The 14,582-nt window shown below is 71.4% G+C and carries 15 protein-coding genes; 7 read left to right on the top strand and 8 right to left on the bottom strand.

Features of this window, described 5'->3' with window-relative positions:
* Positions 1 to 22: 22 nt before the first annotated feature.
* On the bottom strand, positions 23 to 1,570 hold the full coding sequence (locus ACFE7W_RS10160; protein WP_375424647.1) for a sugar ABC transporter ATP-binding protein: 1,548 nt from the start codon (positions 1,568 to 1,570) through the stop codon (positions 23 to 25).
* A gap of 254 nt (positions 1,571 to 1,824) precedes the next feature.
* Here ACFE7W_RS10160 and ACFE7W_RS10155 point away from each other — a divergent pair, with 254 nt between their 5' ends.
* Together ACFE7W_RS10155 and ACFE7W_RS10150 are read left to right on the top strand one after the other, a co-directional pair.
* Positions 1,825 to 3,906, top strand: coding sequence for an ArnT family glycosyltransferase (locus ACFE7W_RS10155; RefSeq protein ID WP_375424646.1), 2,082 nt, complete (start codon positions 1,825 to 1,827; stop codon positions 3,904 to 3,906).
* Positions 3,907 to 4,007: 101 nt separating this feature from the next.
* On the top strand, positions 4,008 to 4,910 hold the full coding sequence (locus ACFE7W_RS10150; protein ID WP_375424645.1) for a DMT family transporter: 903 nt from the start codon (positions 4,008 to 4,010) through the stop codon (positions 4,908 to 4,910).
* On the opposite strand, the gene ACFE7W_RS10145 is transcribed toward ACFE7W_RS10150, so the two are convergent.
* From ACFE7W_RS10145 to ACFE7W_RS10135, 3 genes are read right to left on the bottom strand one after another with little or no spacing between them, the layout of a single operon-like run.
* Entirely contained in the window at positions 4,903 to 5,631 is a 729-nt protein-coding gene (locus tag ACFE7W_RS10145; protein ID WP_375424644.1) for a DUF72 domain-containing protein, read from the bottom strand. The genes ACFE7W_RS10150 and ACFE7W_RS10145 overlap by 8 nt on opposite strands.
* Entirely contained in the window at positions 5,628 to 6,119 is a 492-nt protein-coding gene (locus ACFE7W_RS10140; protein WP_375424643.1) for a DUF6328 family protein, read from the bottom strand. The genes ACFE7W_RS10145 and ACFE7W_RS10140 overlap by 4 nt, the downstream gene beginning before the upstream one ends.
* Before the next feature lie 18 nt (positions 6,120 to 6,137).
* Positions 6,138 to 6,884: a TetR/AcrR family transcriptional regulator gene (locus tag ACFE7W_RS10135; RefSeq protein WP_375424642.1), complete on the bottom strand. Its 747-nt coding sequence runs from the start codon at positions 6,882 to 6,884 to the stop codon at positions 6,138 to 6,140.
* A 162-nt stretch (positions 6,885 to 7,046) separates the two neighbouring features.
* Between ACFE7W_RS10135 and ACFE7W_RS10130 the strand changes: the two genes are divergently transcribed.
* Complete coding sequence (locus ACFE7W_RS10130; protein WP_375424641.1) at positions 7,047 to 7,235, top strand: CsbD family protein; 189 nt, start codon at positions 7,047 to 7,049, stop codon at positions 7,233 to 7,235.
* A gap of 65 nt (positions 7,236 to 7,300) precedes the next feature.
* Here the strand turns inward: ACFE7W_RS10130 and ACFE7W_RS10125 are convergent, their stop codons facing one another.
* Entirely contained in the window at positions 7,301 to 7,702 is a 402-nt protein-coding gene (locus tag ACFE7W_RS10125) for an adenylyltransferase/cytidyltransferase family protein (protein ID WP_375424640.1), read from the bottom strand.
* A 107-nt stretch (positions 7,703 to 7,809) separates the two neighbouring features.
* On the opposite strand from ACFE7W_RS10125, the gene ACFE7W_RS10120 reads away from it, so the two are divergent.
* Positions 7,810 to 9,105, top strand: a complete 1,296-nt coding sequence (locus ACFE7W_RS10120; protein WP_375424639.1) for an MFS transporter — start codon at positions 7,810 to 7,812, stop codon at positions 9,103 to 9,105.
* 9 nt (positions 9,106 to 9,114) lie between these two features.
* On the opposite strand, the gene ACFE7W_RS10115 is transcribed toward ACFE7W_RS10120, so the two are convergent.
* The 3 genes from ACFE7W_RS10115 to ddaH are packed head-to-tail and all read right to left on the bottom strand — an operon-like array spanning position 9,115 to position 11,997.
* Positions 9,115 to 9,861: an ANTAR domain-containing protein gene (locus ACFE7W_RS10115; protein ID WP_375424638.1), complete on the bottom strand. Its 747-nt coding sequence runs from the start codon at positions 9,859 to 9,861 to the stop codon at positions 9,115 to 9,117.
* 34 nt (positions 9,862 to 9,895) lie between these two features.
* Entirely contained in the window at positions 9,896 to 11,122 is a 1,227-nt protein-coding gene (gene rocD / locus ACFE7W_RS10110; protein ID WP_375424637.1) for an ornithine--oxo-acid transaminase, read from the bottom strand.
* Complete coding sequence (gene ddaH, locus ACFE7W_RS10105; RefSeq protein WP_375424636.1) at positions 11,116 to 11,997, bottom strand: dimethylargininase; 882 nt, start codon at positions 11,995 to 11,997, stop codon at positions 11,116 to 11,118. Before ddaH ends, rocD begins: the two co-directional genes overlap by 7 nt.
* A 42-nt stretch (positions 11,998 to 12,039) precedes the next feature.
* On the opposite strand from ddaH, the gene ACFE7W_RS10100 reads away from it, so the two are divergent.
* From ACFE7W_RS10100 to panC, 3 genes are all read left to right on the top strand, one after another.
* Entirely contained in the window at positions 12,040 to 12,489 is a 450-nt protein-coding gene (locus ACFE7W_RS10100; RefSeq protein ID WP_375424866.1) for an Lrp/AsnC family transcriptional regulator, read from the top strand.
* A 311-nt stretch (positions 12,490 to 12,800) separates the two neighbouring features.
* Positions 12,801 to 13,673, top strand: a complete 873-nt coding sequence (panB, locus tag ACFE7W_RS10095; RefSeq protein ID WP_375424635.1) for a 3-methyl-2-oxobutanoate hydroxymethyltransferase — start codon at positions 12,801 to 12,803, stop codon at positions 13,671 to 13,673.
* Complete coding sequence (panC, locus tag ACFE7W_RS10090; protein WP_375424634.1) at positions 13,670 to 14,557, top strand: pantoate--beta-alanine ligase; 888 nt, start codon at positions 13,670 to 13,672, stop codon at positions 14,555 to 14,557. The genes panB and panC overlap by 4 nt, the downstream gene beginning before the upstream one ends.
* Positions 14,558 to 14,582: the final 25 nt, after the last annotated feature.

The following is a 14,582-nucleotide window of genomic DNA, read 5'->3' as shown; positions in this document are numbered from 1 at the left end:
GCTCCTCGTTGAGTCTGGGACGTCAGTCGGTGTGGGAGAGGGCGGTGCGGATCAGCTCGTCGGTGTCGGACTGCTCGGGGTCGAACTCGCCCACGATCTCGCCGTTGCGCATCACGAGGATGCGGTGGCAGAGCGACAACAGCTCCTCGGCCTCGCTGGAGACGACCAGCACACCCTTGCCGCGGGCGGCCACGGCGTGGATGATCTCGTAGATGTTGGCGCGGGCACCGACGTCGATGCCCTTGGTGGGCTCGTCCAGGACGACGAAGTCGGGGTCGGACTCGAGCCACTTCGCGACGACGACCTTCTGCTGGTTGCCGCCGCTCAGGCTGCGGGTGTACGTCTTCGTCCCGCCCTTGACCTGGTACTCCCCGATCAGCTCCCGGACCCGCTTCTTCTCGACCGCCGACTTCACCACCCCACCGGCGGCCATCCGGGGCAGCACGACCAGGCTCATGTTCTGGCCGTTGTCGAAGTCCTTCACGAAGCCCTCGAGCCGGCGGTCCTCGGTCAGGTAGGCGATGCCCTTCGACACCCCGGAGCCTGGCGTGGGCAGGCTGATGTCCTGGCCGCGCAGCTTGATCGTGCCGCTGACCGCGGGACGCTGGCCGGTGATGGTGCGCGCCACCGACGAACGCCCGCTCCCCACCAGTCCGTAGAGGCCCACGATCTCCCCCGGACGGACGTCGAAGGAGACGCCGCGAGCGGTGCCCCCGTGCAGGTCCCGGACGGACATGACGGCAGGCGCATCCGCGTCCGAGGTCACCGGCGCCGGGCGGTCGAGCGCCTTCAGGGCCTGGCCGATCATCAGGTTGGTGATCTCGTCGGGGTTGCTGTCCGCGGCGTTGAGGGTCTTGACCAGCTTGCCGTTGCGCAGCACCGCGATGCGGTCACACATCGCGAAGACCTCGTTGAGCCGGTGCGACACGAAGATGATCGAGGTGCCGGCCTTCTTCTCGCGGTCCACCAGGTCGAGGATGTCGTTGAAGTGCTCCTCGCTGGTGGAGGCCGTGGTCTCGTCCAGGATCATGATCTTGTGGTGGGTCACGGCCGCCCGGCTGAGCGAGAGCATCTGGCGCTGGCCGGGACCGAGGTGGCGGGCCACTTCCCGGGTCTTCAGGTGACCGAGCCCGACGCCCCGCAGCACCTCCCTGGTCTCCGCGCTGTTGGTGTCGATCTTCTGCGCCCAGGGCCGGATGTCGCGACCTTCGCGCAGCTTGTAGAGCCAGACGTTCTCCCCGACGGTGAAGTCGTCGATGATCAACGGCTCCTGGTGCATCATCAGCACGCCGGCCTGTTCGGCCTCGGCGGCGTTGCGCACCGCGTGCGGGTAGCCCGTGATGGTGATCTCGCCGTCCGTGAGGGTGTCCACCCCCGCCAACAACTTGGCGAAGGTCGACTTGCCGGCGCCGTTGGCACCGCAGACCCCGAGGACGCTGCCGGCGTAACCCTCCAGGTCCACCCCGTCCAGCGCCTTGACGCCCGGGTAGTGCTTCTTCACCCCCACCGCGCGGAAGGCCAGCTCGCCCTGCGCGGGCGAGGACGTGTCGTCCGAGTGATCAGAATTCACCGCGAGCAGCTCCCTTGCGTGCCGGTTCTGTGATGCACTTCACCGGATCAGGCGGTAGATGTCAAGGATCGGGCGTGAAAGCGGGGCTAACGCCACGGATTCGGGCACGTGAGAGCCACAGGGGTCTCATCGGGCTCGCCGCTCACCTCCGTCACAACATGTCAGATGTGGGTGCTGAGCAACAGCCCCACACGCACAGCAGGCCCACAGACGTGTGACCGAGCCGGCACAGGGCCACCCCTGAGGCTGGACGCATGCCTGCTACCGCCCTCTCCTCCGACGCCGCGCCCCTGGCCGGTCATCGCCTCCGGCGCCAGTCGTCCCCCGTGCCCAGCCCCTCCACCGCGACCGGGAACCGGGTACGCGGGGGGGCTCGCTCGATCTTCCTCGGGGGGGCCGACGACCCGCGTTGGGCTCGGCCCCTGCTCTGGCTGCTGCTGCTCGGCACCGCCGTGCTCTACCTCCTCAACCTCTCCGCCTCGGGGACGGCCAACGACTTCTACGCCGCGGCGGTCAAGTCCGGCACCGAGTCGCTGAAGGCGTGGCTCTTCGGCTCCCTCGACTCCGGGAACGCCATCACGGTGGACAAGCCGCCGGCCTCGCTCTGGCTCATGGTGCTCTCGGCCCGCATCCTCGGCTTCTCCTCCTTCTCGATGCTGCTCCCGCAGGCGCTGATGGGCGTGGGCGCGGTCGGCACCCTGTACGCAGCGGTCAAGCGTTGGTCCGGCCCCGCCGCCGGCCTCGTCGCCGGCGCGCTGCTGGCTATGACGCCGGTGGCCGCGCTGATGTTCCGCTTCAACAACCCCGACGCGCTGCTGGTGCTGCTGATGACACTCGCCGCCTACGCCGTCGTGCGGGCCATCGACGCCGGTGCCACGACCCGTCGCGCGGCGCTGCGCTGGATGCTGCTGGCGGGTACGGCGATCGGCTTCGCGTTCTCGACCAAGATGGCCCAGGGCCTGCTGGTGCTGCCCGCGTTCGGCCTGGTCTACCTGGTCGCCTCGCCGCTCCGGCTGCGCGCCCGGATCACCCATCTGCTCGCCGCCACCGGCGCCCTGGTGGTCTCCGCCGGCTGGTTCGTCGCCCTGGTCGCGCTGTGGCCGGCCGGCTCACGGCCCTACATCGGCGGCTCGACCGACAACTCCCTCTGGGAGCTGGCGATCGGCTACAACGGCCTCGGCCGACTGCTGGGCGGCACCGGCAACGGCGGTAACGGCGGCGGCGGCTTCGGCGGCGCCGGCTTCGGCGGCGCCACCGGCATCACCAGGATGTTCAGCTCGGTCTTCGGTACCCAGATCTCCTGGTTCCTGCCGGCCGCCCTGGTGGCACTGGTCGCCGGTCTGGTGCTCACCCGGCGGGCTGCCCGGACGAACAGGACCCGTGCGGCCCTGATCCTGTGGGGCGCGTGGCTGGTGGTCTCGGCGCTGGTCTTCTCCTTCATGTCCGGCACCATCCACCCGTACTACTCGGTGGCCCTGGCCCCGGCCATCGCCGGCCTGATCGCGGTCGGCGGCCGTCAGCTGTGGCTGGCCCGCGACCATCACGTGGCTCGCGGCACGCTCGCCGTGGTGCTGGCCGGCACCGCTGTCTGGGGCTGGTACCTGATGAACCGCGACGCCAGCGGCTGGGCCACCGGACTCGCCTGGACGATGTTGGTCGGCGGCGTGCTCGGCGCGGTGGTGCTGGCCCTCTCGGCCGGTCGGCTCAAGAAGCTCGCCGCCGCCGGGCTGATCGTCGGCGCGCTGTCGGCCTCGCTGGGGGCGGCGTCCTTCACCGTCCAGACCGTCAGCACGGCGCACACCGGCTCCACCCCGACGGCCGGGCCGGCCTCGACCTCCAGCACCGGTATGGGCGGCGGGATGCGCGGCGGCCAGGGCGGCACCCGTCCGGCCGGCGCCCCGAGCCAGACCGGGACGCAGGGCGGGACGACGACGCAGGGCCAGGCCCCGACGGGCGGCTTCGGCCAGGGCGGCGGTGGCGGCAGCACCACCACCAGCACCGCGATGGTCGACCTGCTCAACGCCACCAGCACCCGCTGGTCGGCCGCGACGGTGGGCAGCCAGTCCGCCGCGGGTTACATCCTCTCCACCGACACGGCCGTGATGGCGATCGGCGGCTTCGGCGGCGGCGACAACTCGCCCACCCTGGCCGAGTTCCAGGCCTACGTCGCCAGCGGGGACATCAGCTACTTCATCGCCAGCGGTGGCGGGGCCGGCGGCGGCGGTCAGGGCGGGGACAGTACCTCCTCGGGCAGCCAGATCACCGCCTGGGTCGAGGCGAACTATACCGCCAGCACGGTCGGCGGGGTCACCGTCTACGACCTGACGACGGGCTGATCCGGCTCCACGACAACCTCTCCCACAACAAGGTGTAGACCCAGGTCCTGTACTCAGGACCCAGGTCTACACCTTGTCTCGTTCGCTCTAGGCTGCTGCCCGTGACCAGCCGTCGCGGGCTGGCCCAGATCTCCCTCGCCGGCGTCCTGTGGGGCACCGGCGGGCTCGCGGTCCAGCTGATCCGTGAGCGCACCCCGATGTCGGTGCTCACGATCAGCGCTTGGCGGATGCTCCTCGCGGCCGTGGTCCTGCTGGTGATGCTGCTCGCGCTGCGGCGACTACCCGAGCTGCGCCGACTGCTGCGGCAGCGCCCGTGGACCGCAGTCACCGTGGGGCTGTGCACCGGCGCGTACCAGGCCCTCTACTTCGGGGCGGTGGTCGCAGTCGGCGTGACCGTCTCGACCGTGGTCGCCCTGGGGCTGGCCCCGGTGCTGCTGACCCTCGCCGAGAGCGTGACGACCGGGCGGAGGCCGGACCGGACCCAGCTGCTCATCCTGGTCGCGGCCCTCGGCGGACTGGTGCTGGTCAGCGCGGCGGCCGGGTTGTCGGTCACCGGGCCTCGGCCGCTCCTCGGCGTCGGGCTGGCCGTCGCGTCCGGGGCGACCTACGCCCTGGCCACCGCGCTGGGCCGACCGCTGGCCGGCACCACCAGCCCGCTGGCGCTGACCGCGGTGACCTCGTCGGCGGGAGCGCTGGGGCTGCTTCCGCTGGGTCTGCTCGCGGGTGCCCCGTACGTCAGCAGCGATCCGGTCGTGGTCGGCCTGCTGGGCTACCTCGGGGTGATGACCCTCGCGGTCGCGTACGGCCTGCTCTACGCCGGGCTGCGGACCGTCGCGGGCAGCGCGGCTGTCGTGGCCACCCTGCTCGAGCCGGTGACCGCGGCCGTGCTCGCAGCGATCGTGCTCGGCGAGCGCCCCGGCGTGCTGGGCGTGATCGGGGCGGCCCTGATCCTGCTGGCCGTCGCCGGGTCCGCCACGGCTCCGCCCGAGGCGCCGGTCAGCTGAGCAGCTCCCCCAGCCGGGAGGCGTTGCGGACGGCGTGGCCGTGGCCGTCGTTGTTGAGGTAGGCGTAGACGTCCTGCCCGGCCGCGCGCCACTCCCCGATCCGCGCCGCCCACCAGGCCAGGTCGTCCTCGGCGTAGCTGCCGGCGTAGAGGCGGTCGTGGTCGGGGCCGTGGAGGCGTACGTACGCCCACGAGGTGGTCGTCCGCAGCACGCAGGGCAGCCGGGCGCCACTCATCACGCAGTACGCCGCGCCGCGCTCGGCCAGCAGGTCGAAGGCCCGCTCGTCCACCCAGCTCGGGTGCCGGAACTCCACCGCCACCCGGATCCAGGACGGCAGCCGGCCGAGGAAGTAGCCCAGGCGGGCGTCGTCGCGCTCGTGGCCGGGGTGCAGCTGCACCAGCAGCGCGCCGCGCCGCTCGCCCAGCTCGTGCCAGCAGGCCGCGATCCGCTCGGCCCAGGCCTCCGGGGCGTACAGCCGCTTGGCGTGGGTCAGTCCGCGCGGGGCCTTGACGCTCAGCCGGAAGCCCTCGGGCAACCGCCGGCGCCAGGACGCGAAGGTCGCCTCCCGTGGCCAGCGGTAGAAGCTGGCGTTGAGCTCGACGGTGTCGAACGCTCCGACGTAGCGGCCCAGCCGGTCGCGGGCCGGGAGCCCGGGTGGGTAGAGGACGTGCTCCCAGTGGTCGTAGCTCCAGCCCGAGGTGCCGACCCGGACCTCGGTCACCGAACGGCGACCTGCGCGCGCAGCAGCCGGGGCAGCACGGCGATCGCGCCGATGACGACGGCGACGGCCGCTGCCGCCACGACCGCGGCGGTCCGGCTCGCGACGACGTCGAAGATCAACAGCACCGAGCCGACGAGCAGGAGGCCGACCCCGAACAGCATCGTCCGCAGCACCCGGTGGCCGACCGTGACCACCATCAGCTTGGCGTGCCGCCGGAACACGCTGCGGTGCAGGTTGACGGGCGCGAGGCCGATCGCGGTGGTCAGCACGGCGATCAGCACCAGCACCAGGTAGGTGTGCCGCTGGAACGGTGACAGCGAGCCGAAGCGCTGTTGGAACGCGACCGACAGCAGGAAGCCCGTGAAGATCTGGGTCCCCGTCTGGGTGACGCGCAGCTCCTGCAGGATCTCGCCCCAGTTGCGGTCCAGCCGCTCGTTCATCGACTCGTCGCGGCCGTCGCCCGGATCGGCGTCGGGCTCCTCGTTCACCCGGCAACTCTAGAGGGCTCAGTCGGCGACGGAGACCCGCTGGATCATCTCCTCCAACGAGTCCTCGAACTCGTTGTCGAAGTTGTCCAGGGACAGCTGGGGCGACAGGGCCATCAGCCGCGGGTAGAGCGCGAGGTCGCTGCTCTCGACGAACTCGAGGTCCGCCGCCGGCAGCGTGCGTGGTTCGACGGCGTAGACGGCCGACTCCAGCAGCAGGTGGCCGAGCAGGAAGGTCGAGAACGAGCGGTAGATCCGGACGCTCTCCGTCCCGCCGAAGCCGTAGTGCTCGAGGCCCTCCAGGAACCCCTCGACCCAGCGCAGGCTGCGCAGCGGCGGTCGCAGCCAGGGCGCGGCCGGAGGTCGGCTGGCCACCAGCGGAAAGATCTTCGGGTGCTCCATGGAGATCGCCCGGACCCCGTGGGCCAGCTGCTGCAGGAACTCCTGCCAGGTCGCCGGCCGGCCGCGGCCGATGGTCATCGTGTAGAGCTCGTCCATCACCACCTCGACGACCCCGTCCAAGAGCTCGTCGCGGCCGGGGACGTAGCGGTAGAGGGCCATCGCCTCGACGCCCAGCGTGGCCCCGAGCCGACGCATGGTCAGCCGTTCGCGCCCGTGCTGGTCGATGAAGTCCACCGCCGCCTTGAGGATCACTACCTGGTCGAGGGCCCGGCGACCGCCGGGGGTGTTGACCCGCTCCGGTCCGGCCGGTTTCCTGCGCGGTGAGGCTGTCGTCGGTCCCGACGTGTCGCCTGGGTCTCCGGTCATCCTCGACACCTCCCCGGGCATTTACTACGTAAACCCCGAGGCTCTACCGTGGGCAGGGTGGCGCACCGCCTTGGCATCCCTGGAGCATAGTTGGCTTCTGGCGCCCGGGAGGGCGTCCAGGTCGACGCGAACCCGTCGCGTCGTCAGCGGAAGGAGCACCACATGAGTGGCTTGGGCGACAAGATCGAGGGCAAGCTCGACGAGCTGAAGGGCGCCGCCAAGGAGAAGGCGGGCGACGCGACCGACAACGCGGACCTGCAGGCCGAGGGCCAGGCCGACCAGGTCGGCGGCCACGGCAAGCAGGCCGTCGGCGAGGTCAAGGACGCCGCGGACGACCTCCTCGGTCGCTGATCTCTGACCGACTTGTCAGCGTCGGTGGTCGCTCCGGGGACCATCGAGGCTGACAGGTCGGTGCTTCAGCCGCCGGCTGTGCTCGAGATGTGCTCGATGATGGCGGTGGTCGAGACCGAGGGGGTCCGCGGCAGGTAGATCACCCGGCAGGCGTCGTTCAGGAAGTCGAACTTGCCGGCCCAGTCGTCGCCCATGACGAGGATGTCGGCTCGGTGCTCGAGCACGTACTCCCGCTTCTGCTCCAGGCTCTCCTCGACGAAGACGGCGTCCACGACCTTGAGGTTGGAGACGATCTCGGTCCGCTCGTCCTGGTCGAAGACCGGGTTGCGACCCTTCTTGGCGAAGTTCAGCGCGTCGGAGGAAACCCCGACCACCAGCCGGTCACCCAGGGCCGCGGCCCGGTTCAGCACGCGGACGTGCCCGACGTGCAGCACGTCGAAGGTGCCGAAGGTGATGACGGTCGTCACGGGTGGTTCTCCTCAAGCGAGCGGGGATCGGGTACGCCGACACCCTAACGGGGCTCCTCCACCCCACCGGCTTCCCCCGGACCGTCCGACGTAGGTTGGGCGTCAGCATGGCCTTGCTCCTCGACCTCTCCCCCCTCCGCGCCAGCCCCCCGTTCCGGCGGTTGCTGATCGGGCTGGGCATCTCCAACCTCGGTTCCCAGCTGACCGTCGTCGCGGTGGGCCTGCAGGTGTACCGGATCACCGCCTCCACGCTGTCGGTCGGCGTCCTGGGCATCTGCGCGCTCGTCCCGCTGGTGCTGCTGGGGCTGTACGGGGGCGCCCTGGTCGATGCGTACGACCGGCGGCGCGTCGCGCTGTACTCCTCGTTCGGGCTGTGGCTGGTGACGATCGGGCTGGCGGTCCAGGCCTGGCTGCACGTCGACTCCGTGCTGCTGCTCTACGCCCTGGTGGCGGTGCAGTCGGCCGGCTTCGCCATCAACAACCCGGCCCGCAGCTCGATCATCCCGCGGCTCGTGGAGCCGCGGCTGCTGCCGTCGGCGAACGTGCTGACCACCATCGAGACCAACATCGCGCTCACCGTGGGGCCGCTGATCGGGGCGGTACTGGTGGCTGTCGCCGACTTCGGGCCCGCGTACAGCATCGACGCGCTGCTCTTCACGTTCGCCCTCTGGGCCCTGTGGCGGCTGCCTGACCTACCGCCGGTCACGGCCGCCTCCGACGGCGGCGACGGCCCACCGGCCAAGCGCGGGTTCGCCTCCATCGTCGAAGGTCTGCACTATCTCGCCACCCGGCCGAACGTGCGGATGACCTTCGTCGTCGACCTGATCGCGATGATCTTCGCCATGCCGCGGGTGCTCTTCCCGGCCGTCGGCGTGCTGTTCCTGGGCGGCGGGGCCACCACCACCGGTCTGCTCAGCGCGGCGTACGCGGCCGGCGCGGTGCTGAGTCTGGTCTTCTCCGGCGGGCTGGTGCGGATCCGGGCGCAGGCCAAGGTCATCGTCGGCGCGATCCTCGCCTTCGGTGCGTCCGTCTCCGCGTTCGGGGTGGTGCTGGTGGTGGTCGGCGACACCCGTCCGGCCACCGCGCTGCTGACCGCGCTGGTGCTGGCGATGGTCTTCCTGGCCCTGGCCGGCGCCTCGGACTCGGTCAGCTCGGTCTTCCGCCAGACGATCCTGCAGTCTGCGACCCCGGACCAGATGCGCGGCCGCCTGCAGGGCGTCTTCATCGTCGTGGTGGCGGGCGGGCCGCGGCTCGGCGACCTCGTCCTCGGCTCGGAGTCGAGCTGGTTCGGCGAGGGGTGGGCCGCCCTGGTCGGTGGCCTGACCTGCATGGTGCTGCTCAGCGTGGTGGTGGGGGTCCAGCGGCGGTTCCTGCGCTACGACGCGGCCCACCCGACCGCCTGAGCGCCGCCCTCAGGAGGTGCCGCGGCCGGGCAGGAACGGGGCGGTCGAGGTGCTGGCCGACTCGTCGTGGGTCTTGACGACCGTCGCCGCCGCTTCGTGCAGCCGGACGTTGTAGTGCTGGGAGTAGCGCCGGAGCAGGTCGAACGCCGCGTCGGCTCCCGTGTGGTTGCGCTCCATCAGCATCCCCAGCGCCAGGTCGATGGTCCGGCGCCGGTCCATGGCCGCGGCCCGGTCGTCGAGCTCGCGGGCGTGCCGGGTGAGGTGCATGGCCAACGCGACGCCGCCGGAGATGGTGAGCGCCACCTCCGCGGCGATCCGTTGCTGCTCGGCGTCCAGCCCGTCGACCTCACGCGCGTAGACCTTCAACACCGCCTGCGGCTGGCCGTCCACCCGCACCGGGACCGAGCAGCAGGAAGCAGCCCCGCGAGCAGCGGCCCGCGGGCCGTACTCGCCCCAGCGATCGTCCGCCGCGAGGTCGGGGACGTAGAGCGCCTCGTTGGTGTGCAACGCGTGCAGACAGGGACCGATCCCGATCTCGTACTGGATCAGGTCGACCTCGAGCGCGAGCTGGCTGCTGGCGCCGATGGTGACGGGATCCGCGCCCAAGCCGAAGGTCACCGCCACCCCGCCGACTTCGCCCAGCTGTTCGGCCGTCTGTCGGGCGACCGAGGCCAGGTAGTCCTCCAGCAGCGGCACGACGGCGTGCGCGGCGGGACCGGCGTCACTGGGCTCGGCATCCCGTCCGGCTCTGGTCACGGGCTCAGGATAGACAGGCCCGGACCCCACGGCCTCACGACAGGTCGGCGAGCACCGCGTCGAGGGCGTCGAGGCCGGCGTCGAGCTGGTCCTCGGCGACCACCAGCGGCGGCGCGAGCCGGATGGTCGAGCCGTGGGTGTCCTTCGCCAGCACGAACCGGCGGGCGAGGGCCTCGCACACGTCTCGACCGCTCCCGAGGGCCGGGTCGATGTCCACGCCGGCCCACAGACCCCGGACCCGGACGCCGACCACGCCCCGGCCGAGCATGCCCTCGAGGCGGTCGCGCAGCCGCACCCCCAGCCGGGTGGCGCGGTCCTGGTACTCCCCCGTCTCCAGCAGCCCGACGACGGCGCGGCCGACGGCGCAGGCCATCGGGTTGCCGCCGAAGGTGCTGCCGTGCTGACCGGGCTGCAGCACGCCGAGCACGTCGGAGTCGGCCACCACCGCCGAGACCGGCACGATGCCCCCGCCCAGCGCCTTGCCCAGCAGGTAGACGTCGGGCACCACGCCTTCGTGCTCACAAGCCAGGGTGCGCCCGGTACGGCCGAGCCCGGACTGGATCTCGTCGGCGACGAAGAGCACCCGGTGCCGGGTCGTCAGCTCGCGGACTCCCGCCAGGTAGCCGGGCGGCGGGATCCGGACGCCGGCCTCGCCCTGGATCGGCTCCAGCAGCACCGCCACCGTGTGCTCGGTGACGGCCGCCTCCAGCGCGGCCAGGTCGCCGTAGGGGACGGTGAGGAAGCCGGGCGTGTACGGACCGAAGTGGTCACGGGCGTCCGGGTCGTCGGAGAAGCTGACGATCGTGGTGGTCCGGCCGTGGAAGTTGCCACCGGCGACGATGATCTCGGCCCGCCCGTCGGGGACGCCCTTGACCTCGTACCCCCACTTGCGGGCCACCTTGACCGCCGACTCCACCGCCTCGGCGCCGGTGTTCATCGGCAGCACCATCTCCTTGCCCACGAGGGCGGCGAGGCTCTCGGCGAACGGCGCGAGCTGGTCGTGGTGGAAGGCGCGCGAGGTCAGCGTGACCCGTTCCAGCTGCTCGCGGGCCGCCGCCAGCAGCGCCGGGTGGCCGTGGCCGAAGTTGGTCGCGGAATAGGCGGCCAGGAAGTCGAGGTACTCCCGACCGGACACGTCGGTGAGCACCGCGCCGGTACCGGACCTCACCACGACGTCGAGCGGGTGGTAGTTGTGCGCGACGTGCTGCTCTTCTGCCTGCAGCAGGGCGTCGGCGCGGGTGGGGCTGTCGACGGTCAGCATGGTGCGGGACCTTTCGGGTGGTGGGTACGGCGCGGTCGGATCTCCTGGGTGCAGCACTTGACGCTGCCGCCGCCCCGCAGCAGCTCGCTGAGGTCGACCGGGTGCGGCTCGTAGCCGGCCTCGGCCAGCAGCCCCGTGAGGTGGTCGGCGCCGGCCGGCACCCAGACGTTGCGGCCGTCGCTGACGCAGTTCAGCCCGAGGCAGGCGGCGTCGCCGGCGTCGGCGACCAGGGCGTCCGGGAACAGCTCGGCGAGCACGGCCTGGCTGGCGGGGCTGAAGGCCGAGGGGTAGTAGGCCACGTGGTCGCGCGCGTCGTCGAGGACGGTCAGGGCGACGTCCAGGTGGTAGAAGTACGGGTCCACCAGCTGCAGGCTGACGACCGGCCGGCCGGTCAGCCGGGCGAGCTCGGCGTGCGCGTCCGGGCTGGTCCGGAAGCCGTAGCCGGCGAGTAGCCGGTCGGCCAGGACGGCGAAGTCACCCTCGGCCTCGTTCACCGCCTCGGGCATGGTCACCCGCCGACCACCGGCTGCGTGCCAGTCGCCGTGGTGCGCCGCCTCGGCCGCGCGCTGGACTGTGGCGAAGCGGGCCTGCAGCACGTATCCGTCGACGACGGTGGCGCCGTTGGCGGCGTAGACCATGTCCGGCAGCCCCGGTACCGGCGACAGCAGGTCCACCCGGTGCCCCGCCGCGCGGTAGCTCTGGGCCAGACCCGACCACTGGGCCAGCGCCAGCTCGCGCTCCACGCCGGGGCCGGGCCGCATCCAGGGGTTGATGGCGTAGCTGACGTCGAAGAACGTCGGCGGACACATCAGGTAGTGCCGCGGCGAGGGCCGTCGGACCACCGCGGTGGGGCGGGCCAGCACGCTCGACGTCATCTTGTCAGCGTAGGACAGATCTTGCGCAACGCCTGGGCGCTGGTGTACGAAGATTCGGTGCTTCCGTTGCGTCTTGATGACCTCGATCGCAAGATCATTGCTCGACTGATGGAGAACGGACGGGAGAGCTTCGCCGGACTCGGTCATCAGATCGGCCTGTCGACCGCGGCGACCAAGCGCCGGGTGGACCGACTGCGGGCCGAGGGCGTGATCCGGCGCTTCACAGCCGAGATCGAGCCGGCTGCGCTGGGCTGGACGATCGAGGCGTTCGTCGAGCTGTACTGCGAGGGTCGGGTGCCACCGGACCGGATGGCCGACATGGCGCGCACCATCCCCGAGGTCAGTGCGGCCTACACCGTCACCGGCGAGGCGGACGGCATCCTGATGGTCCGGGCCGCCGACGCCGCGCACTTCGAGAAGGTGCTCGGCGTCATCCGCAACCACCCCGGCGTCAGCCGGACCCGCTCGGCCGTGGTGCTTTCTCACCTGTAGTCGGACGACGTGATGTGACGCGCTTCACAACGCCTGGGGCACTGCCCACGCCAGTGGTTCAAGTGGAATGATCAACCCGGCCCCATCCCCCGCAGGGCCGACCAGGGTCACCACGCTCGGCGTGGGTATAACGCTCTGGGAGGAAGTTCACCCGAGTTGCCAAATTTTTGGTGATACGTAGCAGGCTTGCTGGTCGGCGCGCGCGTTCAGCGACGCGCGGAGGAGATCCGCGAGCGGATGAGTTGATGGTGGGGAACGAGTAGATGGGTCCAGTCATGCCTGAGTCGGCGGCAGCGCCGCGTCGGATCCGCGTGACCGATTTCGTCAACGCCAAGCGTGAGGGCCGGCGCTGGGCGATGCTGACCAGCTACGACCAGTACACGGCGGCCCTGTTCGACGAGGCGGGGGTCTGGAGCCTGCTCGTGGGCGACTCGGCGGCGAACAACGTGTACGGCTACGACTCGACCCTGCCGGTGACGGTGGAGGAGCTGCTGCCCCTGGTGCGGGCCGTCGTCCGCTCCACCCGGCGGGCCTTCGTGATCGGCGACCTGCCGTTCGGCTCCTACGAGGTCAGCCCGCAGCAGGCCCTGCAGACCGCCATCCGCTTCATGAAGGAGGGCGGCTGCCACGCGGTGAAGTTCGAGGGCGGCGTCCGGGTGGCCGAGCAGATCCGGCTGGTGAGCGACGCCGGCATCCCGGTGATGGGCCACATCGGCTTCACGCCGCAGAGCGAGCACCGGATCGGCGGCTACCGCGTCCAGGGCCGCGGTGCGGGCGCCGCCCAGCTGCTGGAGGACGCGCACGCCGTGGCCGAGGCCGGGGCGTTCGGGGTGGTGCTGGAGATGGTGCCCGGCGACCTCGCCGCCCAGGTGACAGCCGAGCTGGCCATCCCCACGGTCGGCATCGGGGCGGGTGCGGGCTGCGACGCCCAGGTGCTGGTCTGGCAGGACATGCTGGGCCTGCGCCAGGGCAAGGTGACGCGCTTCGTCAAGCAGTACGCCAACCTGGCCCAGACCATCTCCGACGCGGCCGCCGCCTACGTGGCTGACGTCGGCGAGGGTTCCTTCCCGGGACCCGAGCACACCTTCGACTCGACGACGACCCCCACCACCACAGCACCCGTCCAGAAAGCCGCTGGCTCCCCCGTGCCGGGCACTCTCGCCGCCCCAGGAGCAACCCCGTGATCGTGTCCCAGACCCTCGCCGACTTCGTCGAGGCCCGCCGCGCACTGGAGGCCGCCGGCCGCCGGCGGATCGCCTTCGTCGCCACCATGGGGGCGCTGCACGAGGGCCACCGCACCCTGATCCGGTCGGCGCGCGCGCACGGCGACGCCGTGGTGGTGAGCATCTTCGTCAACCCGCTGCAGTTCGGGCCGAACGAGGACTACGCCCGCTACCCACGTCCACTGTCGGACGACCTCGACATCTGCGACGCGGAGGGGGTCGACCTGGTGCTGGTCCCGACCGTCGCCGAGCTCTACCCCGCCGGTCGTCAGGTCAGCGTCAACGCCGGAGCGATGGGGTCGGTGCTGGAGGGCGCGTCCCGTCCGGGGCACTTCGACGGCGTGCTCACGATCGTGCTCAAGCTGCTCCACCTCGTCCGGCCTTCCGTCGCGCTGTTCGGCCAGAAGGACGCGCAGCAGGTGGCCTGCGTGCAGCGGATGGTGACCGACCTCAACCTGAGCGTCGACGTGGTGAGCGAGCCGACGGTCCGCGAGGCTGACGGCCTGGCCCTGTCCAGCCGCAACGTCTTCCTCACCCCGGCCGAGCGGACGATGGCCTGCAGCCTGGCGGCCGCCCTCGAGAAGGCCGCCACCGCCGACAGCGTCCCCGCCGCCCGGATCGCGGCCGACGAGATCCTCGACCGGGTCCAGTTCGAGCCGGCCTTCGAGCTCGACTACGCCGTGATGGTCAACCCGGCCACCTTCGCCGAGGTCCCTGACGACCACACCGGTCCGGCCCTCTTCGTCGTCGCCGCCAAGGTGGGCAGCACCCGGTTGATCGACAACATGTCCCTGGACTTCGCCGAGGTCGCCGCGCCTCAGGAGTCAGTCGGGCTGCACGCCTGAGCGGTGGGCCACGTGCACGCGATTC

This window comes from uncultured Friedmanniella sp. (assembly GCF_964244285.1).
Lineage (GTDB): Bacteria > Actinomycetota > Actinomycetes > Propionibacteriales > Propionibacteriaceae > Microlunatus.
This window is presented reverse-complemented; position numbering and strand designations above follow the sequence as displayed.